General features: G+C 55.4%; 14 protein-coding genes, 3 tRNA genes, 3 rRNA genes, 3 pseudogenes and 1 other annotated feature. Of the genes and pseudogenes, 15 read left to right on the forward strand and 8 right to left on the reverse strand.

Going from position 1 to position 26,992, the window contains the following annotated elements; genetic code table 11:
- Positions 1 to 80: 80 nt before the first annotated feature.
- Positions 81 to 850: pseudogene (locus QY76_RS06090) on the reverse strand (YdiY family protein).
- A gap of 169 nt (positions 851 to 1,019) precedes the next feature.
- Positions 1,020 to 2,363: an anaerobic C4-dicarboxylate transporter gene (locus tag QY76_RS06095; RefSeq protein ID WP_045426817.1), complete on the reverse strand. Its 1,344-nt coding sequence runs from the start codon at positions 2,361 to 2,363 to the stop codon at positions 1,020 to 1,022.
- Positions 2,364 to 3,545: 1,182 nt separating this feature from the next.
- Between QY76_RS06095 and QY76_RS19180 the strand changes: the two are divergent.
- From QY76_RS19180 to QY76_RS06105, 3 genes and pseudogenes are all read left to right on the forward strand, one after another.
- Positions 3,546 to 4,234: pseudogene (locus QY76_RS19180) on the forward strand (inverse autotransporter beta domain-containing protein); the annotation flags it as partial.
- Between the two features lie 408 nt (positions 4,235 to 4,642).
- Entirely contained in the window at positions 4,643 to 5,554 is a 912-nt protein-coding gene (locus QY76_RS19185) for an Ig-like domain-containing protein (RefSeq protein WP_235439474.1), read from the forward strand.
- Between the two features lie 190 nt (positions 5,555 to 5,744).
- Positions 5,745 to 6,641 carry an AraC family transcriptional regulator gene (locus tag QY76_RS06105; RefSeq protein WP_045426823.1) on the forward strand — a complete coding sequence of 299 codons (897 nt, stop codon included), beginning with the start codon at positions 5,745 to 5,747 and terminating at the stop codon, positions 6,639 to 6,641.
- A gap of 10 nt (positions 6,642 to 6,651) precedes the next feature.
- On the opposite strand, the gene QY76_RS06110 is transcribed toward QY76_RS06105, so the two are convergent.
- The gene (locus QY76_RS06110) at positions 6,652 to 7,554 is read right to left on the reverse strand and encodes a helix-turn-helix domain-containing protein (RefSeq protein WP_034164600.1); all 903 of its coding nucleotides are present in this window, start codon (positions 7,552 to 7,554) and stop codon (positions 6,652 to 6,654) included.
- 504 nt (positions 7,555 to 8,058) lie between these two features.
- Positions 8,059 to 8,775 carry a two-component system response regulator BtsR gene (gene btsR, locus QY76_RS06115; protein WP_034164599.1) on the reverse strand — a complete coding sequence of 239 codons (717 nt, stop codon included), beginning with the start codon at positions 8,773 to 8,775 and terminating at the stop codon, positions 8,059 to 8,061.
- Positions 8,776 to 9,057: 282 nt separating this feature from the next.
- Here btsR and QY76_RS06120 point away from each other — a divergent pair, with 282 nt between their 5' ends.
- On the forward strand, positions 9,058 to 10,128 hold the full coding sequence (locus QY76_RS06120; protein WP_034164615.1) for a 3-deoxy-7-phosphoheptulonate synthase: 1,071 nt from the start codon (positions 9,058 to 9,060) through the stop codon (positions 10,126 to 10,128).
- Positions 10,129 to 10,134: 6 nt separating this feature from the next.
- Positions 10,135 to 11,256 (forward strand): bifunctional chorismate mutase/prephenate dehydrogenase, encoded by a 1,122-nt coding sequence (gene tyrA / locus QY76_RS06125; protein ID WP_034164598.1) that lies wholly within the window; start codon positions 10,135 to 10,137, stop codon positions 11,254 to 11,256.
- Positions 11,257 to 11,275: 19 nt separating this feature from the next.
- On the opposite strand, the gene pheA is transcribed toward tyrA, so the two are convergent.
- The 3 genes from pheA to bamD all read right to left on the reverse strand — a co-directional run bounded on the left by pheA (position 11,276) and on the right by bamD (position 14,145).
- Positions 11,276 to 12,442, reverse strand: coding sequence for a bifunctional chorismate mutase/prephenate dehydratase (gene pheA / locus QY76_RS06130; RefSeq protein ID WP_045426826.1), 1,167 nt, complete (start codon positions 12,440 to 12,442; stop codon positions 11,276 to 11,278).
- A 38-nt stretch (positions 12,443 to 12,480) separates the two neighbouring features.
- Positions 12,481 to 12,604 (reverse strand) — a sequence feature (Phe leader region).
- A gap of 126 nt (positions 12,605 to 12,730) precedes the next feature.
- Positions 12,731 to 13,069: a ribosome-associated translation inhibitor RaiA gene (gene raiA, locus QY76_RS06135; RefSeq protein ID WP_034164596.1), complete on the reverse strand. Its 339-nt coding sequence runs from the start codon at positions 13,067 to 13,069 to the stop codon at positions 12,731 to 12,733.
- A gap of 338 nt (positions 13,070 to 13,407) precedes the next feature.
- The gene (bamD, locus tag QY76_RS06140; protein ID WP_034164595.1) at positions 13,408 to 14,145 is read right to left on the reverse strand and encodes an outer membrane protein assembly factor BamD; all 738 of its coding nucleotides are present in this window, start codon (positions 14,143 to 14,145) and stop codon (positions 13,408 to 13,410) included.
- A gap of 133 nt (positions 14,146 to 14,278) precedes the next feature.
- On the opposite strand from bamD, the pseudogene rluD reads away from it, so the two are divergent.
- The 10 genes and pseudogenes from rluD to QY76_RS06190 all read left to right on the forward strand — a co-directional run bounded on the left by rluD (position 14,279) and on the right by QY76_RS06190 (position 25,540).
- Positions 14,279 to 15,258: pseudogene (rluD, locus tag QY76_RS06145) on the forward strand (23S rRNA pseudouridine(1911/1915/1917) synthase RluD).
- Positions 15,255 to 15,989 (forward strand): peptidoglycan editing factor PgeF, encoded by a 735-nt coding sequence (gene pgeF, locus QY76_RS06150; protein WP_034164593.1) that lies wholly within the window; start codon positions 15,255 to 15,257, stop codon positions 15,987 to 15,989. Before rluD ends, pgeF begins: the two are co-directional and overlap by 4 nt.
- 168 nt (positions 15,990 to 16,157) lie before the next feature.
- A complete protein-coding gene (gene clpB / locus QY76_RS06155) occupies positions 16,158 to 18,731 on the forward strand; it encodes an ATP-dependent chaperone ClpB (protein ID WP_045426829.1) in 2,574 nt (857 codons plus the stop codon).
- 469 nt (positions 18,732 to 19,200) lie between these two features.
- A 16S ribosomal RNA gene (locus QY76_RS06160) occupies positions 19,201 to 20,744 on the forward strand.
- A gap of 84 nt (positions 20,745 to 20,828) precedes the next feature.
- Positions 20,829 to 20,904: transfer RNA gene (locus QY76_RS06165), tRNA-Glu, on the forward strand.
- A gap of 190 nt (positions 20,905 to 21,094) precedes the next feature.
- Positions 21,095 to 24,002, forward strand: a 23S ribosomal RNA gene (locus tag QY76_RS06170).
- Positions 24,003 to 24,092: 90 nt separating this feature from the next.
- Positions 24,093 to 24,208, forward strand: a 5S ribosomal RNA gene (gene rrf / locus QY76_RS06175).
- Together the 16S, 23S and 5S rRNA genes with 3 tRNA genes alongside form the textbook arrangement of a ribosomal RNA operon.
- Before the next feature lie 47 nt (positions 24,209 to 24,255).
- Positions 24,256 to 24,332: transfer RNA gene (locus QY76_RS06180), tRNA-Asp, on the forward strand.
- 99 nt (positions 24,333 to 24,431) lie between these two features.
- Positions 24,432 to 24,508 (forward strand) — tRNA-Asp (locus tag QY76_RS06185).
- 222 nt (positions 24,509 to 24,730) lie between these two features.
- Positions 24,731 to 25,540 carry an endonuclease/exonuclease/phosphatase family protein gene (locus QY76_RS06190; protein WP_081854080.1) on the forward strand — a complete coding sequence of 270 codons (810 nt, stop codon included), beginning with the start codon at positions 24,731 to 24,733 and terminating at the stop codon, positions 25,538 to 25,540.
- Between the two features lie 64 nt (positions 25,541 to 25,604).
- On the opposite strand, the gene mltD is transcribed toward QY76_RS06190, so the two are convergent.
- Complete coding sequence (mltD, locus tag QY76_RS06195; protein WP_034165997.1) at positions 25,605 to 26,987, reverse strand: murein transglycosylase D; 1,383 nt, start codon at positions 26,985 to 26,987, stop codon at positions 25,605 to 25,607.
- Between the last annotated feature and the right edge of the window lie 5 nt (positions 26,988 to 26,992).

Consider the following 26,992-nt stretch of genomic DNA (forward strand, 5'->3'; position numbering starts at 1 on the left):
AGAAGGGTAAGGTCGTGTCAGGCGCGCCACGACCGACCCGTGGCGCAGGCGCAGACACCCTCCCGGGGGGAGGGCGGCCGTTACAGGTTGTACTGTAGGGTGATCGCGCTGGTGCGGTCGGTGTGCTTGGGCGCACTGGCCGGCGGCTCGCTGTTGTAGGTCACGTTATAGGAGAGACGCAGCGAGAAAGCATCGTTAATGCCGACGTTGAGCGCCGTTTCCGAGTTGAGGGAGGTATCTTCGTTAGAGAGCGCAGAGACTCCCTGGGTAAACTGGGTGTTCTTGGTGAGCTGATAGGTGTAGTTCGCGGCGCCGTAGGCCAGTGCGCGGGTGGATCGCCCCCCTCCCGATATTCGTCATGGCGGATGCCAGGACCGAATTCGACGCGCAGATCCTGCGACGGCGAGGAGAAGATCTGACGACCGTAGCCTGCGGTACCGGTGGTGCGGGAGGCGTAGCCGGCAAAGCGATCGTTCAGCCAGTTAACCTGGCCAAACATATAGTTATCAGCCGTGACGTTATAGCGGGTGCGGGCGCCGGCTTGGTATTTTTCGGCGGAGCGGGTGCCGTTAGACTCGGCATTGTTCGCCGTTCCCCATAGGCTATAGGCGGTGGCAGCATCCCGGTTAAACCAGGTCATGGTGGTGTCGGCCAGTAGGCTGGCGTTATTGCTGTTTCCTGACTGTGAGTTATAACCGGCCTGTATGTTTCCGGTAAAGGGCTGTTTCGCCGTTGACGGATCGTCCAACGCGGTAAACAGGGTGCTATCGGCACAGGCATTGACGCCGTACAGGGCAGTAGTAATGCCAATGAGGATCGGCAGTGAACGGGTGACGCATAAGCGGAGCATGATGTTTCCAGTAAAAATAGGGATGTTGCCAAAGTTGACAGGCGTCACATTATAGCGGGTGATATTGTGGCCAAAAATGGTAATGATTAGCTTATTTTTGCAAGGTTGACGGGAGCGTTATACGCTTTTTTTATATCGGCCTCCCGCCGGAGGCCGGGGAAGGTATGTCTTAATAGAATGCGGCAACCAGCAGATAGCCTACCGTACACGAGGTGATAACACCGATAAATCCGGGCAGGATAAAGCTGTGGTTAATAATAAATTTCCCGATACGGGTGGTCCCGGAGCGGTCAAAGCCGATACAGGCCAGATCGCTGGGGTAGGTCGGCAGAACGAAGTAGCCATAGGCCGCCGGAAAGAACGCCAGCAGCATCTTGGGTTCTACGCCTAGCGATAGCCCCATCGGTGCGATGGCGGTCAGCGCGGCCGCCTGGCTGTTTACCAGCTTGGAGACCAAAAACAGTACCAGCGCATAGGTCCAGGGATGGCTCTTCACGACATCTTCCAGCACTAGGCGCAGATCCTGCATGTGTGCCTGGAAGAAGGTATCACTCATCCAGGCGACGCCAAAGACGGAGAAGATGGCGACCATACCGGCTTTAAAGACGGCGCCGTTGGAGATGTCACCCGGCTTGACCTTGCAGGACATCAGAATGATGGCGCCAGCGATCAGCATCATCATCTGGATGACCAGGTTCATCGAGAGGGGTTTCATCACCCCTTTAACCTCAAAGGCTGGCCGCAGATCGGCGAAGGCGCCCAAGATGACGACGATGGCGATAGCGGTAAAAAAGATCCAGGTAGCCCAGTAGGACTGTTTGGGGAACGTCTGGTTCAGCAGCGTCTGGCTATCGCCATAGATGTAGGCGCGCTGCTCCGGATCTTTGATTTTCTCCTGAAATACTGGATCCTTGTCTAGATCTTTACCGCGGCGCAGGCTCCACAGCGCGGCAACCAATACCCCGCACAGCGAGGCTGGCACTGACACGGCCAGAATATCTAGAATGGTGAAGGCCTGGCCAATGCCGTGCGCGGCGCCGAGGATCGAGACCAGCGAAACCACGGCGACGGAGACCGGCGATGCGGTGATGGCCATCTGTGACGCGACGGAGGCGACCGCCATCGGACGCTCCGGGCGGATGCCTTTCTTCAGCGCAATATCGGCGATGATGGGGAACATGGTATAGACCACGTGCCCGGTGCCGCAGAGGAACGTCAGCATCCAGGTGGTCAGCGGCGCCAGAATGGTGATGTGCTGTGGGTGACGGCGCAGCAGGCGTTCGGCAAACTGCATCATCACATTGAGGCCGCCGGCGGTTTGCAGCACGGCGGCGCAGCCGATGACGGCCAGGATGGTCAGGATCACCTCGACCGGCGGCTTGCCGGGCACCAGATCGAAGACAAAGGTCAGGATGAAGAGACCAATACCACTGATAAGCCCCAGCCCCATCCCGCCATAGCGTGTCCCCAGCAATAGACAGATTATTATAACGGCAAATTGTAGTGTGACCATATATTCCCTTTGTTTTTATTCTCCCGCGCCGTGGTTCATGTTATGAGAGCGTCGGGCATTCATGACAGCGAAAATCGTATACAGCGTGATGCTGCGTAATAATCTTTTGGGTCTGCACGTGATTCTGAGAGATTGCTCTCCCTTTATAAAAATACAGAATATAAATTCAATGAAAATTGATCTGAATAAACTATTGTGGAAAAAATGAAAACTCCGGAGAAGCGGAGAGGCACATAAAATAGAATTGATATCATGAGGTAAATCCGTTCGTCATCATGCCGTAAGCGTACAGGCGTCGCCGGTTGCTTATCCTGCTTATAGTGTATCGCGGACGCGGCATAGGCTGCGGTCTGTCATTCAATAACCGTAATTGATCTGTCCCTTTGCTTTTATCTCGATATCTAACGCCGCGATTTGGCGACTTTCCTCGGCCGGCAATCGTCGGTTTTTTCACGCCTTCAGTGATATCGCGAGAGAGCCGGACGCCTCCTCGGTACGTTGTATTTTGGTGTGATTTGTGTGATGAGATTACACCATCATGTTAATAAAAAATAATTATATTTTGCACGTTATATCATAAATTGCGCATTTTGGATGCGTGTGACGCAATTGACAAATAATATATGCAAAAATTGTTATTGATGATTCCTATTGTTGTTTTTCGGATGCCTTTGGGGAGGCGGGATGGTATCACTGTATCTAACCGATGAGCTGAGGCATAAGATGAAGAAAAACCTGCGTATCAGGCATCAGCTATTTATTTTCCCGTTTTGTCTATTATTTCTTTTGGCTTTGATTTTATATTTTAGTATGGCTTGCGCGGCGTCTGAAAAAATAACTGGAAGATCTGATGATATCATAAAAGAAAAACACCACTACGCTATCCAGGATAAGGTCGGTAGCATTTCCAGCGTGTCAGTAATACGGGGTGGAGCGGTTGTTTTGTATGGTGAAATAGGTCAGCGGTCGATGGCTATACACCAGATTGAAAACGCCGATGGCGGGAAAATTATTGACGAACCAATAAGCGATGTCATTGCCATAAAGAATAATAAAAAGCATGAAAGCGCTGAGTCATTGACTCAAGAACACCGCCCTCTGGATGCACTGCCCATTCGCGGCATGGGTAGCGCGCTAGCTGCATCGGGGCGGGCGGATGCGTTACATAATATAGCGCGTACCATGGCGACGTCGGCGGTAAATGATCAGATAGGGCAATGGCTAAATCGCTATGGGAGCGCGCGGATCCAGCTAAATACCGATCGGTATTTTTCATTGGCAGAGAGCGCTCTGGACTGGCAGCTGCCGCTGTATGATTCACAGGCGTCTATCCTGTTTACACAGCTGGGTTTCAGGAATAAGGATCGGCGTAATATTGCGAATGTTGGAATCGGTGCCCGGCTCATTCACTGTGAGTGGATTATGGGTGGGAATGCTTTTTATGATAATGATTTCACAGGGCAAAACAGGCGTATCGGGCTCGGCGCCGAGCTCTGGACTGACTATTTTCAACTGTCGGCTAACGGTTACCTCGGGCTGACGGAGTGGCATCCGTCGCGCGATCGCAGCGACTATAATGAGCGGCCGGCCAACGGGGTCGATCTGCGCGTCAACGGCTGGCTTCCGGCACAGCCTCAGCTGGGGGAGCGCTGATATATGAGCACTATTTTGGCGATAGCGTTGCGCTTTTTGGTAAAGAGCATCTGCAGCGTAACCCTTATGCCATTACGATAGGAGGGAAGTACACGCCATTCTCGCTGTTGACGCTGGAGGTTAAGCAGCGCTTGGGTAAACAGGGAAATCAGGATACTCAGCTGGGGCTACAAATAAATTATCGTATTGGCGCTGAGGTGCTGCCTCAGCTTGATCCCGCCGAGCTGATCGCCGCAAGGACAATAGTAAAAACCCGCTATGACCTAGTGGAGCGGAATCATAATATTGTCCTGCAGTACCAAGAGCAGCAGATGCTAAAAATTAAAAGTACTGAATATCTTGAGGGGTATCCCGGTAATAGCAGTGAAATATATACCGAGGTGGTCAGCAAGTATGGCGTACGCAATCTACAGTGGATGCGCTCCGCGGCGTTAGTTGCTGCTGGAGGGCAGATCATGATGTTGCCAAACAATCGGTTGCAAATCACATATCCCCCGTATAATGACAATGGGGAGAATATCTATCATATCGATGTTATGGCCTATGATACCCGAGGACAGCGCTCGAATATCAGTACTACGCGGATCACGGTATTAAAGCCCGAGAGGGATAATGAAGCGTGGATTTTGAGCGGCAACCTCACGCTGCTCCGGGACAACGCGAAGGCCGACGGCGTTGATAAAAATCAGGTGCGCGCGCGGGTGACGAACGCCGCGGGGACACCGCTGAGTCATCAGCGCGTCGTGTTCTCGGCGGATAACGGCGCCACGCTGGAGGAGACGCAGGTTACCACCGGCGAGGATGGGGTCGCCGAGGTCTCGTTGAGCAGTACGGCGGTTGGTGTCAGCCGGGTGAGCGCTACGCTGAGTAATAACCGACAGTCTGCGCTGGATACCCACTTTGTGCCAAACGATCGGTTTACCGCGGTGATGGTTAACGGCGCACGCTTTGATGCCAGCGCAGGGTTTCCGACGACGGGTTTTGCCAATGCTAAGTTTTTATTGGAAATTAACGGTGACAGTGCGCAAAACGCCGACTATGAGTGGCGCAGCAGCGCATCGGAGTGGGTCATGGTCGACAGCGGTGGCTACGTGCAGTTTCTGGCCGAACCGACGGCGCGCCAAGAGGTTACGATCACGGCGAGGTCTAAGCGCTATGGTCATGACGTCTCCTACCGCTTTACCGTATCGCGCTGGTTTATCAGCAATGGCATTGAGTATATTTCCAGTGCGGCGGCCGATGCCTATTGTGCCGCAAGGCGCGGTTACGAGGTGCCCAGCTACCGTTGGGTGACCACTGCCGTTTATAAAGGTCAAACGGGCTGGCGTGCGGTTGGCCCGCTGTGGTCGGAGTGGGGAGATATTACCAGGCTAGACGTCATGTTTGGCGCCGAACAGAGCTGGAGCGCGGAATATACCGATGAGAGCCGTAGCGTCCGCTATAGCGTTGGCCGAATGACGGGATATCTTGCAACAGAGCTGATCGCTAACAATGGGTGGCCGACGCTCAGAATGGCGATGTGTGTAAAAACGCTTTAACCATATATTCAGGGTTCTGCCCTTCATGCCGGATTATTGCGGATGTGAAGGGCGTCGCTGGATATATATCGAACGGCATCAAAATATTAAGAAAAATGGGAGGCTGCATATTTTGACGTAGGTTGCGTCTACTGCCGGCACGATTAAGTTTGCCTGTGTACAATTTTTCTTATTTTAAGGGTGTGGATCTATGGCGGACATTATTACACGCACATTCTTTGCATACGGCATCGAGCATTTTTCAGGATGGGGCGACTTTTTCCAACAGCAGGCACGCTGCGGCAAGATAAAAATTAATGTGCATAATGATGATTTTTTTGGTGAGAGTGAGATTCACCATCTGGCCAGTGGGGAGAGGGTGATAGTCATCCGCACCACGCCGGGCGTTATCGAGAAGTGTGAATACTCTGAACCCGTGTTCGGCATCGTGTATTCGGATGCACCGCTGCGGTGTACGCTGGGTGGGCGGGCGATCGCCGTGCGCAGTAAGGAGTGCGTGTTGATGAACGGTGGGCTGCCGTTTATCCTGGATTCGGCGGTCCCTCGGGCGACCATCTCGGTACTGATTCCCGCCACCAGCTTTGGTCCGCATGCGCAGGCGGTTACCCCAATGTTTGATGGGCGCCTGGCCTCGACGCTGCCCTTTGGCAAGCTGATCAATAAGCTGGCCGCAGAATGTCATAGCGTGGCGGCGCTGCAGGAAAAGGTGGCGGCGCTGGTCAACCTGTTGATTATCTCCTGTGGGATGTCACTGGGGCGTACGCTGAATAAGTTCGCCTATCTCAGTAGCCTGATAGACGAACACTGTGTAGAGCGCAGCTTTTCCCTCGAGGGGCTGGTCAGCGTCAGCGGGATGTCCAAGCGCTCGATTCAGTATGTGTTTGCGCAGCAGAATACGCGTTTTCAAGATGTCCTGATCCAGGCTCGCCTAGATCGCCTGCTGAGAGAGATGCAGCGTAACCCCTCGCAGTCTTTAGTCGAGCTGGCCAGCGGCTGCGGCTATCGCTCGCTGCTGACCGCCTCGCGGAACTTCAGACGCTATTACCGCGAGTCGCTGGAGGGATACTACATAAAATACTGCCTATAAGCGGGGACGGCTATTGACCACTGGCGCTGAGATAATCGGTGATTGACTGATTGAATTTACGCTTAAAATGTCTGGCCGCCGTTGAAAACGAGTTATAGCCGCTGAGAAAGACGATCTCGTTGATTCTTTTGTTTTTCATCTTGTGTATGTTTTCGCACAGTAGCCTGAGTCGAATATCGGCGCTCAGACGGTTAAACGAGGTACCGTGCGACGCCAGGATATACTGAATGGTGCGGGCTGACATGGCGCACAGATGCGCCAGCTTGGGCAGCGTGAGGGACTCATCGTAAATATTCATGGTGATTTTTTTGACGATACGATCGTATTTACCGTTGCCCTCAGGAGGTTCATTGTAGGTGATCACCTTGATCAGGTTGGTCACGATGTCTAGGCGTTCGGCGAGCCCCGGCGCATGATAGGTGGTCGATAGGATTTTGTTGATCTCATCCCCATACTTGATCGTCGAGAGCTTCCTTCCGGTTAATCCATTGATCACATGCTCCAGCCGATCGCCCAGCAGGGAAAATGGGATGCCGAAAGAGCGTGTTTTTTGATATCCCGGCGAGGCGATACGGAAGCTTTTGGTGCTGTCGATCAGAAAAGAGTCCCGATAGGGCAGGGTGCAGTTGAGCCCCTCTTCACCCCACTGCATCTTGTGATCGGAGTAGATAAGGTATAGCCGCCGATTGTGCAGATCGCAGGCGATATGATGTTCAATACGGTAGCCGCAGGCGTTCATGGTCATGAAGTGGGCGCCGTTCTCCAGCGCGGTGATCGTGGCCTGCGCATAGAAATCATCAGCGGTCATTTCGATGCTCAGCTCTCCACACTGTAGATTCCGCTGCAGAAAGGCTAATAGCGCAGGAATATCCTCATAGCCTTTGGCTTCAAATGAGACAGTTGTATTCATCATATTTAATCAATGTTACTGGCGCAGGGCAGAGAGCTCGCGCTACCGATGGGTAAGCATAAAATAATATGCGCTAACTTCTATGCTGTTTATTTTATGCAAAACGGATGCAAAAGTGCACAAAATATTTTATATGCACCGCAATATTTTATTGTCTCGTTCGGTTTAGCGCGGTCGCTAGCATTTCGTTTGCGGCGCTGACGCTGGATCATGTCTCCGTTCTCACACGGATAGGACAGGTCGGCACCCCAAAGGGGGTACCCATCGATGAATGGTAGATTATTTCGTAGTAATAAAGCGGAAATATAACCTTTATTGCAGCGATCTTATAAAATGGATGTGCGTGGAATGATGAACGGATGAGGATTAGCGATCAGCGTGTTATGAGTATATGAAATATAATAAAATCTGAGGTGGCACGCCGGCTCGGCTATTTTTATCCACGCCAGCGGACGATGCCAGCATGATATTTTATCAGGCGAGCTAATCAGTCTATTCGCGGAGGCATTAGGCGATCCCCAGATGTTCTTTTAAATTTTTCAGGTAGCGGCGGCTGACCGGAATGCGTCTTCCGCTGTGGGTCAATACCTCGGCGGCGCCGTTATCCAGCAGCTGGATTTCGCTCAGGCGATCGACGTTCACCATGTACTGACGATGACAGCGGACGAAGGGCGTTTTCTCCTCCAGCGTTTTGAGGGTCAGCTGGGTATAGCCGCTTTGCTGAGCGCCGACGACGTGAATTCCGCTTAATTCTGACGACAGATATTCAATCTCATCCAGCTTGAGCAAAAAGATGCGGTTGAGTCCGTGACAGGGTATATGCCGCAGCTGTGGCTCCTGCAGAGGCTGTAGATTTTGTCGCACCGCACACCCGCGCAGCAGGCGATCCAGGGTTTTTTGCAGCCTGGCGCAGTCGATTGGTTTTAGCAGATAGTCAAAGGCGTGCTGTTCAAACGCCTGGATGGCGTATTCGTCGAAGGCGGTAATGAAGACGATGTAGGGCTGGCTGTCCGGATCCAGCATGTTAACCAGCTCTAACCCGCTGATGCGTGGCATCTGGATATCGAGAAACAGTACGTCGGGGCGCAGGCGATGAATGACGGGAATCGCCTCCAGGGCGTTGGCGCAGCTGGCAACCTGCGTTATTTCAGGATAGCGCTGCAGCAGCGTAGTCAGCTCGTCACGGGCCGGCTGTTCATCGTCGACAATGATAGCGGTTAACATCTTTTCTCCCCAGAGCGAACAGGATCGGGCGGCAAGCCGCCGGCGCGTCGCGGATGGTCAGCGGGCACAGCCTAGCATGTGTCTTTAACTTCGCGGTGTAATCGACAATGAAACTGCGTGATACTTCAAATTTTGCTGCTCGGTGACGTGTAAAGATGATTGTACGATATTGTTTACATATATGGATTGAAAAGTTTACTGCGCATGTTAATGTAGCCTGAATAGAAGCACGGCGGCCGCGCCGAGATAACCACTCCCAGATAGGCAGGTACTGTAATGATGATGCAAAAAGACGCCGTGAATAACGTCCATATCAGCGATGAGCAGATTTTGATTACGCCGGAGGAGCTAAAGGCCCGCTTCCCGCTGACCGAGGTCCAGCAGGCGCACATCGCCGCCTCCCGCCGCGAGATCGCCGATATTCTGGCTGGGCGCGACTCGCGTCTGCTGGTGATCTGCGGCCCCTGCTCGATCCATGATGTCGATGCCGCCCTTGAGTATGGGCGCCGTCTGCGGGCGCTGGCGCAGAGCGTTGGCGATCGGCTCTACGTCGTCATGCGGGTCTATTTTGAGAAGCCGCGTACCACGGTGGGCTGGAAAGGGCTGATTAACGATCCCTATATGGACGGCTCTTTTGACGTTGAGGCCGGGTTGAACATCGCCCGTCGCCTGCTGCTGCAGCTGGTCGATATGGGGTTGCCGCTGGCGACCGAGGCGCTGGATCCCAACTCGCCGCAGTATCTGGGCGATCTGTTCAGCTGGTCGGCCATCGGCGCGCGAACCACCGAGTCGCAGACCCATCGCGAGATGGCCTCTGGCCTGTCGATGCCCGTCGGCTTTAAAAACGGCACCGACGGTAGCCTAGAGACCGCGATTAATGCGATGAAGGCAGCGGCGATGCCGCATCGCTTCGTCGGCATCAATCAGGCGGGGCAGGTCTGCCTGCTGCAGACGCAGGGAAACCCCGATGGTCATGTTATTCTGCGCGGAGGGCGGACGCCAAACTACAGCGCGCAGGATGTTGCGCAGTGCGAGGCTCAGATGGTACAGGCCGGTCTGCGCCCGCTGCTGATGGTTGACTGCAGCCACGGCAACTCCAACAAGGACTACCGGCGTCAGCCGCAGGTCGCGCAGTCGGTCATTGCGCAGATCGCGGGGGGGAACCGCACCATTATCGGTGTGATGCTGGAGAGCAACCTGGACGCCGGTAGTCAGAGCTCGGAGCAGCCGCGCAGCGCTATGCGCTATGGCGTGTCCGTGACGGATGGCTGCATTGACTGGACGACAACGGAAACGTTGCTGCGCGATATGCAGCGTCAACTGGCGCCGCGGCGGCGCGATCGGGAGGCATGATAGACGATGGTGGCGGAACTGAGCGCACTGCGCGATAGCATTGATGAGGTCGATAAGGCGCTGCTGGGGCTGTTAGCGCGCCGTTTACAGTTGGTCGCCCAGGTGGGGGAGGTCAAGAGCCGCTATGGCCTGCCGGTCTATGTGCCGGAACGAGAGGCGGCGATGCTGGCGTCGCGCCGGGCGGAGGCGCAGCTGCTTGGCGTCTCGCCGGATCTGATTGAGGACGTACTGCGTCGGGTGATGCGGGAGTCCTACCTCAGTGAAAATGACAAGGGATTTAAGGCGCTGAATCCGGCGCTACGCCCGGTGGTGATCGTCGGTGGCGCGGGGCAGATGGGGCGGCTGTTTGCCCGGATGCTGCGCCTATCGGGCTACTCGGTGCGCATACTGGAGACGCAGGATTGGCCGCGGGCCGAGGCGCTTTGCGCCGATGCCGGTATGGTGATGATCAGCGTACCGATCCATTTGACCGAGGCCGCGATAGCCCGCCTGCCGCCGCTGCCGGCGGATTGCCTGCTGGTCGATCTGGCGTCGGTGAAGGGGGGACCTATGCGGGCGATGCTGGCAGCGCACAGCGGGCCCGTCGTCGGGCTGCATCCCATGTTTGGCCCGGACGTCGGCAGCTTTGCTAAGCAGGTGATCGTCTACTGCGACGGTCGACAGCCGCAGGCTTATCAGTGGCTACTGGAGCAGCTGCAGGTTTGGGGCGCCCGCCTGCATCGCATCAGCGCGGTACAGCACGATCAGAATATGGCGTTTATTCAGGCGCTGCGTCACTTTGCCACCTTTGCCTATGGGCTGCATCTGGCCGAAGAGAATGTCAGCATGGAGCAGTTGCTGGCGCTCTCCTCGCCGATTTATCGTCTGGAGCTGATGATGGTAGGGCGTCTGTTTGCGCAAGATGCGCAGCTGTATGCTGACATCATTATGGCATCGCCGGATAATCTGGCGCTGATCAAGCGCTATTATCAGCGCTTTGGTGAAGCGATCAGACTGCTCGACGGGCAGAATAAAGAGGCGTTTATCGAGACGTTTCAGCGTATCGCCCGCTGGTTCGGCGACGACGCGCAGCGTTTTCAGGATGAGAGCCGGGCGCTGCTGAGCCAGGCGCACGATCGCCGCGGCTGATGCCGCGGCGGTATCAGGCCTATGCTTGCTCGCTTGGGGCGATCGGCACCACGTTTTCACTCGGGTAGCAGCCCAGGACTTTCTGCGATCGGGTGAGCGCCCGTAGGTCATGCAGCGCCCGCTGCATTGCAGGGTCATTCAGATTAGCCTGTACATCCAGATAGAACATCTCCTCCCACGGATTGCCGTTGATTGGCCGTGACTCCAGCTTGGTGATGACAATATACTGCTCGCGGAAGGCCAGCAGCGCATCGACCAGCGCCCCGGGCTGTTGGCCCGTCGCCATGATCAGCGTGGTTTTGGCAGCGATGCGGGGATTAACCTCGATCGCTTTGCGTGCCAGGACGATGAACCGGGTCATGTTCTGGGCCTGATTGGCCAGATCGTGCGCCAGCGGCTGCAGGCCATACAGATTGCCGCCGTCGGCGCTGCCCAGGGCGGCCGCTTGGGGAGAGCGCAGCGCGGCGACCTTCTCCATCGCAGCGGCGGTGCTTTCACAGTATTCAATATGCCACTGTGGGTAGCGGCTGAGGAACTGGCTGCACTGCTGAAACGGCTGGGGGTGACTGTAGACGGTGGTCAGCGCGCTGATATCGCCTTCCCCGGCGATCAGCAGGCAGTGCTTGATAGGCAGCGTCAGCTCTCCGACGATAGCGAGGCTGGTGTGCTGCAGCAGATCGTAGACGTCGTTAATGGCACCGGATGAGGTGTTTTCAATCGGCAGTACGCCATAGTCGGCTTGGCCGCTTTCGACCTGGGCGACGACGTCTTGAAAACGTGGGCAGCCGCACTCCAGCACCTGGTCAAAATGGCGCGCGGCATAGCGGCGGGCGGCCAGATGGGAATAGGAGCCTTTGGGGCCGAGAAAGGCGATGCGTGCGGTGGCGTCGGCGGCCAGGTGTGACTGCTGTAACAGCGCCTGTTGGGTCAGCACCGAGTCTTCGATAATCAGTTGAAACAGGCGAGTAATAAAATACGCGTCAAGCTGCAGCGGTTTGCCCTGCTCAATCAGGCTGTGCAGCAGGTCGCGCTCTCTGGCCCGGTCGCGAACCGGGTGATGCAGCGCCTGTTTGGTGCGGGCGACCTGTTCGGCCAGGCAGCGGCGTTCGCCCAGCAGCGCCAGCAGCTGGCTGTCGACGGCGCTAATCTGCTCGCGCAGCGTCAATAATGGATTAGGTGTGCTCATCAGGGGCCCTTAATCAGCTTGATGCAGTGGTGGCGCGCATAAAAAAAGCCTCCCGGGGGGAGGCTTTACGTCGTTCTTGCGCTGCTTTCTTAGCGCGGAGCGACGCCTCCCGGCCGCAGAGTCGGAAAAAAGCAGCGCAAGAACAGCGGGCGAGGTGACATAACGCAGCTCCACGGTGAGTCATACCCTACGTTAACCGTGATACTTTTTTCCTGTCAATGTTTTTTATTGATACAAAAAACGCGCCCATGGGGCGCGTTATCTCTAAATAAAAGGGCTCGTTTTAGGTTATTCGCTGGCAGCAGCCTGCAGATTAGCGTCTTTTACGCTGGTATGGGCGCGGCGAGCTTCGCCCTTATGCTGGACTTTGTTTAGCTGGCGCTCCAGCTTGTTCAGCAGCTCGTTGATCGCGGCATACATGTCTTCATGCTTGGCACTGGCGACCAGTTGACCATTGGGCGTGTTAATCGTGGCGTCAACCACAAACCCCTGCGGCTCCTTAGACAGAATGATATGCGGGTTAATCAGGTGCGTTTGCCATTTGTCCAGTTTGCTGAGACGGTCTTCGACATGTTCACGGATGGCAGCAGTGATTTCCATTTGTTTGCTGGTAATGCTGATAGTCATACAGATACCTCTCTGTCTTTTCCGTCTTGGTGATTTCAGCATAACGCGCCGCGGAGCAAAGTGTGAGAGGAAAATCACGGATTTTTGTCACTTTTTGCAAAGTTAAGTGGTTTTGTGATTCTGGTGAAAAGTGCTGAAAATAGCGCTTGAGTCAGCGGAAATTTATGCGCATGATGGCGAAGTTAAGGCGGAAAAATTGGCGCAGCCTAGGATGGGCCGTGGCCGAAATATCCCCCAGGCGGGGCGCGCCTCTCAGCTTCTATTCTGCGTGTCTGCGCGGATCAAACGAAAGGCAGCCGATGGGCTGCCTTTGCTATTTATCTGTCTCAGCGCTGGCGCTATGCTTTGTCGCCGTTGAACGCGATGATTTTTTGTACCTTGTCGGCTTCGCCGTTCAGGCCCATCTGACGGTAGGCGTTCTCCATCAGCGGCAGCGCGTCGCGGGTGGCCTGGGTATCCGGATAGTTGCGCAGCATCTGCTCTACGCGGTTCACCACGGCGACATAGGCCCCGCGCTTGGTGTAGAAGCGGGCGACGGCTAGTTCGTGTTTGGCAAGCCGGTTTTTCAGGAAGAGCAGACGCTTGGTGGCATCGGCCGTGTAGGGGCTGTTCGGGTAACGCTGTACCAACTGGCTGAAGTCACGGAAAGCCTGGCGGGCATGTTCGGGGTCACGGTCAGAGCGGTCGATGCCGAAGAAGCCCTGCAGCGCGCTGTCGTCCATGGCCATATCCGTCAGACCACGCATGTACAGTACGTAGGGCATGTTTTGACTGGTCGGATTGAGACGGATGAAGCGATCGATGGTAGCCTGTGCCATCGGCAGGTCAGCCGATTTATAGTAGGCGTAGATCAGATCCAGCTGCACCTGCTGAGAGTAAGGGCCAAATGGATAGCGGTTATCTAGCGCTTCCAGTTGCGTAATCGCCGCTTTAAAGTTACCGTCCTGCAGTTTTTGCTGTGCAGTGGCGTAGATTTCTGCAGGAGGATTGTCGGGCACCGCCTCTTTGGAGCTGGAGCAACCAACCAGCGCCAGGCTCAACGTGGTGGCAGCCACCAGATATTTGATACGCGTCATGACGTTTTGCTTACCCTTTTTTGTGTTGTTCCGGGTGACTCTCCGTTAAGCTCCCGGCAAAGACCAGCTACAATAGCACATTATTTTAAACGGCAACGCCGAGAAAACCCAACGTTAACGAAAGAAACTCACTATGGCACAACAAGTACAGCTCACCGCGACGGTGACGGAATCCCAGCTCGGTCAACGCTTAGATCAGACGTTGGCGGAATTGTTCCCTGATTATTCACGTTCACGCATAAAAGAGTGGATCCTGGAGGGACGCGTCAGCGTGAACGGGCTCATCATCAATAAGCCTAAAGAGAAGGTTCTGGGTGGTGAGCATATTGCCATTGATGCCCTGATTGAGGAAGAGAACCGTTGGGAGGCGCAGGATATCGCGCTGGATATCGTCTACGAGGACGAGGACATCCTGGTGATCAATAAGCCGCGCGATTTGGTGGTGCACCCCGGCGCCGGTAACCCGGACGGTACGGTACTCAACGCGCTGCTGCATTACTATCCGCCGATCGCCGACGTTCCGCGCGCCGGGATCGTGCACCGGCTGGATAAAGACACTACCGGCCTGATGGTGGTCGCTAAAACGGTACCGGCCCAGACGCGTCTGGTCGAATCGCTGCAGCTGCGTGAAATCACTCGTGAATATGAGGCTGTCGCGATTGGCACCATGACCGCGGGGGCACGGTGCGTGAGCCGATCGCGCGCCATCCGACCAAGCGAACCCACATGTCGGTGCATCCGATGGGCAAACCGGCGGTGACGCACTATCGCATTATGGAGCACTTCCGCGCCCATACGCGCCTGCGCCTGCGTCTGGAGACCGGGCGTACTCACCAGATCCGTGTGCATATGGCACACATTAACCATCCGTTGGTGGGCGATCCGCTGTACGGCGGCCGCCCGCGCCCGCCGCGCGATGCGTCGCCGGAGTTTATCTGCATCCTACGCGAGTTCGATCGCCAGGCGCTGCACGCGACCATGCTGCGCCTGTATCACCCGATCAGCGGTATTGAGATGGAGTGGCATGCGCCGATTCCAGAAGATATGCAGCGCCTGATTGCGGTAATGCAGGAGGACGCCGAAACCTTTAAGGATGAGATGGACTGGCTATGAAACCGATCGTGCCACGCTGGCCGGCGCCGCCGCGGGTCTTTGCCTATGGGACCACCCGCGACGGCGGCGTTAGTCTGCCGCCCTATGACGCGTTAAATCTGGGCGCGCACGTCGGTGACGATCCTGCGCGGGTCGCGGCCAACCGCGCGCGGCTGTGTCAGGCGCTGGATCTGCCGACGCCGCCGGTGTGGCTGGATCAGGTGCACGGTACGCGGGTGCTGACGCTGGCGGTCGGGCATACCGATGACGACGTGCGTGCCGATGCGGTCTATACCCGCACGCCGGGGCTGGTGTGCGCAGTGATGACGGCTGACTGTTTGCCCGTGCTGTTTACCTGTGATGAGGGTAACGAAGTGGCGGCGGCCCATGCCGGCTGGCGTGGGTTATGCAATGGGGTTTTAGAGCAGACCCTGAGCCGTTTTCATGCGGTGCCCGGTGCGGTGATGGCCTGGCTCGGGCCGGCCATTGGCCCCGAGGTCTTTGAGGTGGGCGCCGAGGTGCGGGCGCAGTTTATCCAGCACGATCGGGCCTGCATCAGCGCGTTCCGGCCCACTGCGGACGGTAAATACCTGGCCGATATCTACGCCCTGGCACGCCAGCGCCTGCAGACCGCGGGCGTTACCCGCATCAGCGGCGGCGAGTTTTGTACGTTGAGCGATGCATCGCGCTTTTTCTCCTATCGTCGCGCGGCGCAGACCGGTCGCATGGCCTCGCTGATCTGGTTCTCCTAACGTATTTCTCCCAAGGCCCGCGTCCGGCGGCCTTGGGACGCTGTACGCCTCACGTGCCACTCTAAATTGAACAAAAAATAATTAAATAATTGTCACAGTTTGGTTGAAAAGTGCAGTCTAGACCACACTTATTCTCCAGAAGCAATTTGCATACGTCTCGGAGGAAACATGCGTCTGGATCGCTTAACCAACAAGTTCCAGTTAGCCCTCGCTGACGCCCAGTCTTTGGCACTCGGGCGTGACAACCAATTTATTGAACCGATACATCTGATGAGCGCGATGCTCAGTCAGGATGGGGGCACGGTTCGTCCTTTGCTGGTATCTGCAGGCGTCGATATCAGCGCGTTTCAGCAGTCCCTTGAACAAGCGATTGCCCGTCTGCCGCAGGTGGAGGGGACCGGTGGCGACGTTCAGCCATCCAATGAGCTGATTCGGGTTCTCAACCTGTGTGACAAATTAGCGCAAAAGCACAGCGACACCTACATATCGTCAGAGCTGTTTATTCTGGCCGCGATGGAAGAGCGCGGCAAACTGGCCGATATGTTGAAGGCCGCCGGTGCGTCTGCGCAAAAACTCAGCGCTGCAGTTGAGCAGCTGCGCGGAGGAGAGAAAGTGGACGATCAGAATGCGGAAGATCAGCGCCAGGCGCTGAAGAAGTACACCATCGATCTGACCGAGCGTGCCGAGCAGGGCAAGCTGGATCCGGTGATCGGGCGCGACGAAGAGATCCGGCGCACCATTCAAGTACTGCAGCGCCGCACCAAAAATAACCCGGTGCTGATCGGGGAGCCCGGGGTTGGTAAAACGGCCATCGTCGAAGGGCTGGCCCAGCGCATCATCAACGGTGAGGTCCCTGAGGGACTGAAGCACAAGCGCGTGCTCTCTCTGGATATGGGGGCATTAATCGCCGGCGCGAAATTCCGCGGTGAGTTTGAAGAGCGTTTGAAAGCGGTGCTGAACGATCTGGCCAAACAGGAGGGCAGCGTCATCCTGTTTATCGATGAGCTGCACACCATGGTCGGGGCCGGTAAGGCCGACGGTGCCATGGACGCGGGGAATATGCTGAAGCCGGCGCTGGCGCGCGGCGAGCTGCACTGCGTCGGTGCGACGACCCTGGATGAGTATCGTCAGTATATTGAGAAGGATGCCGCGCTGGAGCGCCGTTTCCAGAAGGTCTATGTGGCGCAGCCGTCCGTCGAGGATACCATTGCCATTCTGCGCGGGCTGAAGGAGCGTTATGAGCTGCACCATCACGTGCAGATCACCGATCCAGCCATCGTAGCGGCCGCCACGCTGTCGCACCGCTATATCGCCGATCGCCAGCTGCCCGATAAGGCCATCGACCTGATCGACGAGGCCGCCTCCAGCATCCGTATGCAGATCGACTCCAAGCCGGAGACGCTGGATCGTTTGGAGCGGCGCATCATTCAGCTGAAGCTGGAGCAGCAGGCGCTGAAGAAAGAGTCCGACGAGGCCAGCAAGAAGCGTCTTGAGATCCTGAACACCGAGCTGGAGGAGAAAGAGCGCGACTATGCCTCGCTGGAAGAGGAGTGGAAGGCAGAAAAGGCCGCGCTGACCGGTACCCAGAATATCAAGGCCGAGATCGAACAGGCCAAGATTGCGCTGGAGCAGGCACGCCGTAGCGGTGACCTTGCGCAGATGTCTGAGATCCAGTACGGCAAATTGCCGGATCTGGAGAAGCAGCTGCAGGCTGCAACGCAGGCCGAAGGCAAGAGCATGAAGCTGCTGCGCAATAAGGTCACCGACGCCGAAATCGCCGAGGTGCTGGCGCGCTGGACCGGGATTCCGGTATCGCGGATGCTGGAAGGCGAGCGTGAAAAACTGCTGCGTATGGAAGATGAGCTGCATAAACGCGTCGTCGGCCAGAATGAGGCGGTTGAGGCCGTCTCCAACGCCATTCGCCGTAGCCGCGCCGGGCTGTCCGACCCGAACCGTCCCATCGGCTCATTTCTGTTCCTCGGCCCGACCGGGGTGGGTAAAACCGAGCTGTGTAAGGCGCTGGCGAACTTCCTGTTTGACAGTGATGACGCCATGGTGCGTATTGATATGTCCGAGTTTATGGAGAAGCACTCCGTCTCCCGCTTGGTCGGGGCCCCTCCGGGATACGTCGGCTATGAAGAGGGTGGCTATTTGACGGAGGCGGTACGCCGTCGTCCGTACTCGGTGATCCTGCTCGACGAGGTCGAGAAGGCACATCCAGATGTCTTTAACATCCTGCTACAGGTGTTGGACGATGGACGCCTGACCGATGGCCAGGGGCGCACCGTCGATTTTCGTAATACGGTGGTCATCATGACCTCTAACCTGGGCTCCGATCTGATCCAGGATCGCTTCGGTGACCTGAGCTATGGCGAAATGAAAGAGCTGGTGATGAGCGTAGTCACTCACCATTTCAGACCGGAGTTCATTAACCGTATTGATGAAACGGTAGTATTCCATCCGTTGGGTCAGGAGAATATCAAGGCGATCGCCCGTATCCAGCTGCAGCGTCTGTACCAGCGTCTGGAAGAGAAGGGCTACAGCGTCACGATGAGCGAGGCGGCGTTGGATCAGCTCTCTCAGGCTGGCTTCGACCCGGTATACGGTGCACGTCCGTTGAAGCGTGCCATCCAACAGGAGATCGAAAACCCGTTGGCACAACAGATCCTGTCCGGGAAACTGTTGCCGGGCAAACCGATTACCCTGGCGTTGGACGGCGAGCAGATCGTGGCACAGCAGTAATTCACGATAGCGCAATACGAGGGCAGCCTGATGGCTGCCCTTTCTTTTACCTTTTCTGGTGGAGAGAAGGCTGGAAAAGGTATGAAAATAACGCACTCTGTATGGAAAATGGTCGAATGATAAAAAAGTTGTAATTAGGGCTTGTCAGGCGGCGTAATCTCCCTATAATGCGCCTCCATCGACACGGCACATGTGAACAACATCACAGGATGAGCCGGGGAGAGTGAGAGTGAAACGGTAAATTAAACGTTGACTCTCACCGAGGAAAGCGTAATATACGCCACCTCGACTTGGTAAGGAGAACTTGCTAAGTCACTGCTCTTTAACAAATTATCAGACAATCTGTGTGGGCACTCGCAAGATTCGTATTAAGCATTCCTCGGAATGCCAAAATATTTAAAGTCTTGAAGAGTGACAGCAGTTAATTCATTACGAATAAACAGTTTAATTTCTTTGAGCATCAAGCTTTTAATTGAAGAGTTTGATCATGGCTCAGATTGAACGCTGGCGGCAGGCTTAACACATGCAAGTCGAGCGGTAGCAGGGAGAAAGCTTGCTTTCTCCGCTGACGAGCGGCGGACGGGTGAGTAATGTCTGGGGATCTGCCTGATGGAGGGGGATAACTACTGGAAACGGTAGCTAATACCGCATAACGTCGCAAGACCAAAGTGGGGGACCTTCGGGCCTCATGCCATCAGATGAACCCAGATGGGATTAGCTAGTAGGTGGGGTAATGGCTCACCTAGGCGACGATCCCTAGCTGGTCTGAGAGGATGACCAGCCACACTGGAACTGAGACACGGTCCAGACTCCTACGGGAGGCAGCAGTGGGGAATATTGCACAATGGGCGCAAGCCTGATGCAGCCATGCCGCGTGTATGAAGAAGGCCTTCGGGTTGTAAAGTACTTTCAGTAGGGAGGAAGGTGTGAACGTTAATAGCGCTCACAATTGACGTTACCTACAGAAGAAGCACCGGCTAACTCCGTGCCAGCAGCCGCGGTAATACGGAGGGTGCAAGCGTTAATCGGAATTACTGGGCGTAAAGCGCACGCAGGCGGTTTGTTAAGTTGGATGTGAAATCCCCGGGCTTAACCTGGGAACTGCATCCAAGACTGGCAAGCTAGAGTCTCGTAGAGGGAGGTAGAATTCCAGGTGTAGCGGTGAAATGCGTAGAGATCTGGAGGAATACCGGTGGCGAAGGCGGCCTCCTGGACGAAGACTGACGCTCAGGTGCGAAAGCGTGGGGAGCAAACAGGATTAGATACCCTGGTAGTCCACGCTGTAAACGATGTCGATTTGGAGGTTGTGCCCTTGAGGCGTGGCTTCCGAAGCTAACGCGTTAAATCGACCGCCTGGGGAGTACGGCCGCAAGGTTAAAACTCAAATGAATTGACGGGGGCCCGCACAAGCGGTGGAGCATGTGGTTTAATTCGATGCAACGCGAAGAACCTTACCTACTCTTGACATCCAGCGAATCCTGTAGAGATACAGGAGTGCCTTCGGGAACGCTGAGACAGGTGCTGCATGGCTGTCGTCAGCTCGTGTTGTGAAATGTTGGGTTAAGTCCCGCAACGAGCGCAACCCTTATCCTTTGTTGCCAGCGGTTCGGCCGGGAACTCAAAGGAGACTGCCAGTGATAAACTGGAGGAAGGTGGGGATGACGTCAAGTCATCATGGCCCTTACGAGTAGGGCTACACACGTGCTACAATGGCGTATACAAAGAGAAGCGACCTCGCGAGAGAAAGCGGACCTCATAAAGTACGTCGTAGTCCGGATTGGAGTCTGCAACTCGACTCCATGAAGTCGGAATCGCTAGTAATCGTGGATCAGAATGCCACGGTGAATACGTTCCCGGGCCTTGTACACACCGCCCGTCACACCATGGGAGTGGGTTGCAAAAGAAGTAGGTAGCTTAACCTTCGGGAGGGCGCTTACCACTTTGTGATTCATGACTGGGGTGAAGTCGTAACAAGGTAACCGTAGGGGAACCTGCGGTTGGATCACCTCCTTAACCTGAAGATACGAAATTGTGTAGTGCTCACACAGATTGTCTGATAGATGTTCGAGCAAACGCGTCTGCGAAGCCGACCCTTGTGTCCCCTTCGTCTAGAGGCCTAGGACACCGCCCTTTCACGGCGGTAACAGGGGTTCGAATCCCCTAGGGGACGCCATTTGCGGTATCGGGTGAAAGACGGTGCCAACAGTATTGCAAAACGGACTTACGAGTCATGTTTGCAATATTTTGCTCTTTAACAATCTGGAACAAGCTGAAAATTCGAAAACAATCGAATTGCTTTTAATAAGTGATTCGAGAGTCTCTCAAATGCTTACAGCACGAAGTGAAACATCTTCGGGTTGTGAGGTTAAGTGACTAAGCGTACACGGTGGATGCCTAGGCAGTCAGAGGCGATGAAGGACGTGCTAATCTGCGATAAGCGTCGGTGAGCTGATATGAAGCATTATTAGCCGGCGATGTCCGAATGGGGAAACCCAGTGCAATCCGTTGCACTATCGTTAAGTGAATACATAGCTTAACGAGGCGAACCAGGGGAACTGAAACATCTAAGTACCCTGAGGAAAAGAAATCAACCGAGATTCCCCCAGTAGCGGCGAGCGAACGGGGAAGAGCCCAGAACCTGAATCAGTTTGTGCATTAGTGGAAGCGTCTGGAAAGTCGCGCGATACAGGGTGATAGCCCCGTACACGAAGGTGCACAGCTGTGAGTTCGATGAGTAGGGCGGGACACGTGTTATCCTGTCTGAATATGGGGGGACCATCCTCCAAGGCTAAATACTCCTGACTGACCGATAGTGAACCAGTACCGTGAGGGAAAGGCGAAAAGAACCCCGGCGAGGGGAGTGAAATAGAACCTGAAACCGTGTACGTACAAGCAGTGGGAGCATCCTTCGGGGTGTGACTGCGTACCTTTTGTATAATGGGTCAGCGACTTATATTTTGTAGCAAGGTTAACCGAATAGGGGAGCCGTAGGGAAACCGAGTCTTAACTGGGCGTCTAGTTGCAAGGTATAGACCCGAAACCCGGTGATCTAGCCATGGGCAGGTTGAAGGTTGGGTAACACTAACTGGAGGACCGAACCGACTAATGTTGAAAAATTAGCGGATGACTTGTGGCTGGGGGTGAAAGGCCAATCAAACCGGGAGATAGCTGGTTCTCCCCGAAAGCTATTTAGGTAGCGCCTCGTGAACTCATCTTCGGGGGTAGAGCACTGTTTCGGCTAGGGGGTCATCCCGACTTACCAACCCGATGCAAACTACGAATACCGAAGAATGTTATCACGGGAGACACACGGCGGGTGCTAACGTCCGTCGTGAAGAGGGAAACAACCCAGACCGCCAGCTAAGGTCCCAAAGTCATGGTTAAGTGGGAAACGATGTGGGAAGGCATAGACAGCCAGGATGTTGGCTTAGAAGCAGCCATCATTTAAAGAAAGCGTAATAGCTCACTGGTCGAGTCGGCCTGCGCGGAAGATGTAACGGGGCTAAACCATGCACCGAAGCTGCGGCAGCGACGCTTAGGCGTTGTTGGGTAGGGGAGCGTTCTGTAAGCCGTTGAAGGTGGCCTGTGAGGGCTGCTGGAGGTATCAGAAGTGCGAATGCTGACATAAGTAACGATAAAGCGGGTGAAAAGCCCGCTCGCCGGAAGACCAAGGGTTCCTGTCCAACGTTAATCGGGGCAGGGTAAGTCGACCCCTAAGGCGAGGCCGAAAGGCGTAGTCGATGGGAAACAGGTTAATATTCCTGTACTTGGTGTTATTGCGAAGGGGGGACGGAGAAGGCTAGACCGGCCGGGCGACGGTTGTCCCGGTTTAAGCGTGTAGGTGTGATGACCTGGCAAATCCGGTCATCTTTAACACTGAGGCGTGATGACGAGGCACTACGGTGCTGAAGTGGTTAATGCCCTGCTTCCAGGAAAAGCCTCTAAGCTTCAGATAACACTGAATCGTACCCCAAACCGACACAGGTGGTCAGGTAGAGAATACCAAGGCGCTTGAGAGAACTCGGGTGAAGGAACTAGGCAAAATGGTGCCGTAACTTCGGGAGAAGGCACGCTGGCATGTAGGTGAAGTCCTTTGCGGATGGAGCCGAAGCCAGTCGAAGATACCAGCTGGCTGCAACTGTTTAATAAAAACACAGCACTCTGCAAACACGAAAGTGGACGTATAGGGTGTGACGCCTGCCCGGTGCTGGAAGGTTAATTGATGGGGTCAGCCGCAAGGCGAAGCTCTTGATCGAAGCCCCAGTAAACGGCGGCCGTAACTATAACGGTCCTAAGGTAGCGAAATTCCTTGTCGGGTAAGTTCCGACCTGCACGAATGGCGTAATGATGGCCAGGCTGTCTCCACCCGAGACTCAGTGAAATTGAACTCGCTGTGAAGATGCAGTGTACCCGCGGCAAGACGGAAAGACCCCGTGAACCTTTACTATAGCTTGACACTGAACATTGAACCTTGATGTGTAGGATAGGTGGGAGGCTTTGAAGTGTGGACGCCAGTCTGCATGGAGCCGACCTTGAAATACCACCCTTTAATGTTTGATGTTCTAACCTGGCCCCGTGATCCGGGGTAGGGACAGTGTCTGGTGGGTAGTTTGACTGGGGCGGTCTCCTCCCAAAGAGTAACGGAGGAGCACGAAGGTTAGCTAATCCTGGTCGGACATCAGGAGGTTAGTGCAAAGGCATAAGCTAGCTTGACTGCGAGAGTGACGGCTCGAGCAGGTGCGAAAGCAGGTCTTAGTGATCCGGTGGTTCTGAATGGAAGGGCCATCGCTCAACGGATAAAAGGTACTCCGGGGATAACAGGCTGATACCGCCCAAGAGTTCATATCGACGGCGGTGTTTGGCACCTCGATGTCGGCTCATCACATCCTGGGGCTGAAGTAGGTCCCAAGGGTATGGCTGTTCGCCATTTAAAGTGGTACGCGAGCTGGGTTTAGAACGTCGTGAGACAGTTCGGTCCCTATCTGCCGTGGGCGTTGGAAGATTGAGAGGGGCTGCTCCTAGTACGAGAGGACCGGAGTGGACGCACCGCTGGTGTTCGGGTTGTGATGCCAATTGCATTGCCCGGTAGCTACGTGCGGAAAAGATAAGCGCTGAAAGCATCTAAGCGCGAAACTTGCCTCGAGATGAATCTTCCCTTGGACCTTGAGTCCACTGAAGGAACGTTTAAGACTAAGACGTTGATAGGCTGGGTGTGTAAGCGTAGCGATACGTTGAGCTAACCAGTACTAATGATCCGTGAGACTTAACCTTACAACACCGAAGGTGTTTTAGAGAGACGAATTTAGCTTGTTCAAGATTGGAACCGATGGCCAGTGATGGCGGTTGGTAAAACAGAATTTGCCTGGCGGCGATAGCGCGGTGGTCCCACCTGACCCCATGCCGAACTCAGAAGTGAAACGCCGTAGCGCCGATGGTAGTGTGGGGTCTCCCCATGCGAGAGTAGGGAACTGCCAGGCATCAAATTTAGCAGTACCCCGGAAACGGGGGTGATACAAAATTCGGTGGAGCGGTAGTTCAGTTGGTTAGAATACCTGCCTGTCACGCAGGGGGTCGCGGGTTCGAGTCCCGTCCGTTCCGCCACTTATTCAAAAGGCCTGCTGGTTCAGTAGGCCTTTTTAGTACCCGCCGACGGAGGCCGAACTCTGTAGGTGGAGAGTGTGCCAAGAGACAAAATTCGGTGGAGCGGTAGTTCAGTTGGTTAGAATACCTGCCTGTCACGCAGGGGGTCGCGGGTTCGAGTCCCGTCCGTTCCGCCACTTATTTTAAAGGCCTGCTGGTTCAGCAGGCCTTTTTGTTTTCCCATTCCCATTTTTCGCTGGACTCTTCTACCCCGCCTGGCGTGTCCTTTCAGGCTTACACTTTGCCGATATCACCGGAGCTGGGCGCCCGGCGGTTGTAATTCACGCTGTGCATCCCTATAACAGAGGAGTAGACTCGAGGACATAGCGTGGAATGCGCACTCCCGCGTCTTTTCTACGATGTATTCTGAGCAACAGGCGGTAAACGTGCGCAAAAAGAACTTTGCCATGCGCTATACGGCGGGCATGCCGGCGACGCGTATTTTTCCCGGAGCCACCGACGCGCTGAGCCAGCCGGCGATGACCCAGGCGCTACCGACGGATGATGCCCTGCGGATCATGGTCTGGAATATTTTCAAGCAGCAGCGCGCTGATTGGCTGTCGGTGCTGAAAGAGTATGGGCGTCGTTCACAGCTGGTGCTACTGCAGGAGGCGCAAACCACCCCTGAGCTGGTGCGCTTTGCCACCAGTCACTATCTGACGGCCGATCAGGTGCCGGCCTTCTCGCTGCCCCAACATCCCTCCGGCGTGATGACCCTGGCCGCGGCACACCCGATCTACTGCTGTCCGCTGCGGGAGAAGGAGCCGCTGATCCGTCTGGCGAAATCAGCGCTGGTGACGGTATATCCGCTGTTTGACGGGCGCCTGCTGATGGTGGTGAATATTCATGCGGTCAACTTTAGCCTAGGCGTTGAGGTCTACAGCAAGCAGCTGGATCCGATAGGGGAGCAGATTGCCCTGCATAAGGGGCCGGTGATCATGGCGGGGGATTTCAATGCCTGGAGTAATCGCCGTCTGAATGCCCTGAGGCGCTTTGCCAGCGGTATGGAGCTACGTGAGGTCCACTTCACGAACGATCATCGCCGTACGGCCTTTGGGCGTCCTTTAGACTTTGTTTTTTATCGTGGTTTAGGCGTTGTGGAGGCATCGGTACTGGTGACTCAGGCCTCAGATCATAATCCGCTGCTGGTTGAGTTTCGTCCCGAGTGATGGACCTCCATACCGTGCAATAAAAAAGCGCCGAAAAGGCGCTTTTTTATTGCCGTTAGTGGCGTCAGCTGTTGCCGTCCTGCTTATCCCTCACGTACAGGGTGAGCAGATCGCCCGGCTGGATCTGACCCGGGTTGTTCACTTTGCTGTTCCAGCGCATGACATCATCGATGTCGACGCCGTGGCGGCGTGCAATACTGGAGAGTGAGTCCCCTTTCCGCACCTTATAGGTGATGGTATTGTCCGCCAGCGCAGTGCCTTTCGCGTCCGTGGCGACCTTCAGCGTCTGCCCGGCCTTCAGGGTACTGCGGCTGCCCATATTATTCATGCTCAGCAGCGTTTTCTGCGTCATGTTTAGGCGACGGGCGATGCCAGACACCGTATCGCCGCTGCGCACCCGGTAGGTTGACGCGCTGCGATTGTTCGCCAGCTCGGTATCCGGCTGGATCGCGGCAATTTCACGTTCTGCCAACGAATCCTTCAGCCGATCAACGTGAGCCTGAGGCACCATGATATAGCGCGGACCGTGACCGCTCGGCGCGGTAACGTTGCGCTTATAGCCTGGGTTGAACGACTTCAGCTTAGTCAGCGACATCCCGGCCATCTCGGCAGCCTGACTGAGCTGCATCTGCTGACCGACGTCAACGCGCGCTAGCGCCCGCTCCTGGCTCGACTTAGGCAGCTTGATACCGTAGCGCTGGTTATGCTTAATGATATCGCTCAGCGCCAGCACCTTCGGCACGTACAGCGCCGTCTCACGCGGTAGGGAGAGAGACCAATAGTCGGTCGGACGCCCTTTGCGCTTGTTGGCCTTGATCGCCTGCATGACACGCCCTTCGCCGCTGTTGAATGCAGCCAGAGTCAGCAGCCAGTCACCGTCGAACATCTTGTTCATGCGCTGCATCATATCCAGCGCAGCCGTTGTCGAGGCGGCGATATCCCGGCGTCCGTCATACCACTGGTTCTGTTTCAATCCGTAGTTACGACCCGTTTGAGGCACGATCTGCCATAGCCCTGCGGCGTTGGCCGATGATGTTGCATGCGGATTAAAAGCGCTCTCCACTATGGGTAGCAGTACCAGTTCCATCGGCATATTACGTTTCTTAATCTGCTCGACAATCCAGTACATGTACGGCTCTGCCCGTAATGTTACATCGTGGAGATAGCTCTTATTGCGTAAATACTTGTTTCGTTGCTCGCGGATCCGGGCATTGTCCGGAACCTTTATCTTCATGTCGTCACTAATGAAGCCCCATAAGTCATCCTGCGCGAGGGTATTGCTGTCGCTTAACCATCGCGCGGAGGTCGCTCGTGCGTCCGAGGGCTGTCCTGCTTCACTTCGACTGACAGAAGACAAACTCTGTGCATATTGCTCCGGCTGTGATTGGGAGGCCCCATGACAGCCAGCCAACAACACGGAGGCGAAGATAATCGCTTTAGCCTTCATGTGTG

Origin of the sequence: Edwardsiella sp. EA181011 (assembly GCF_000800725.1) — a bacterium.
GTDB lineage: Bacteria > Pseudomonadota > Gammaproteobacteria > Enterobacterales > Enterobacteriaceae > Edwardsiella > Edwardsiella anguillarum.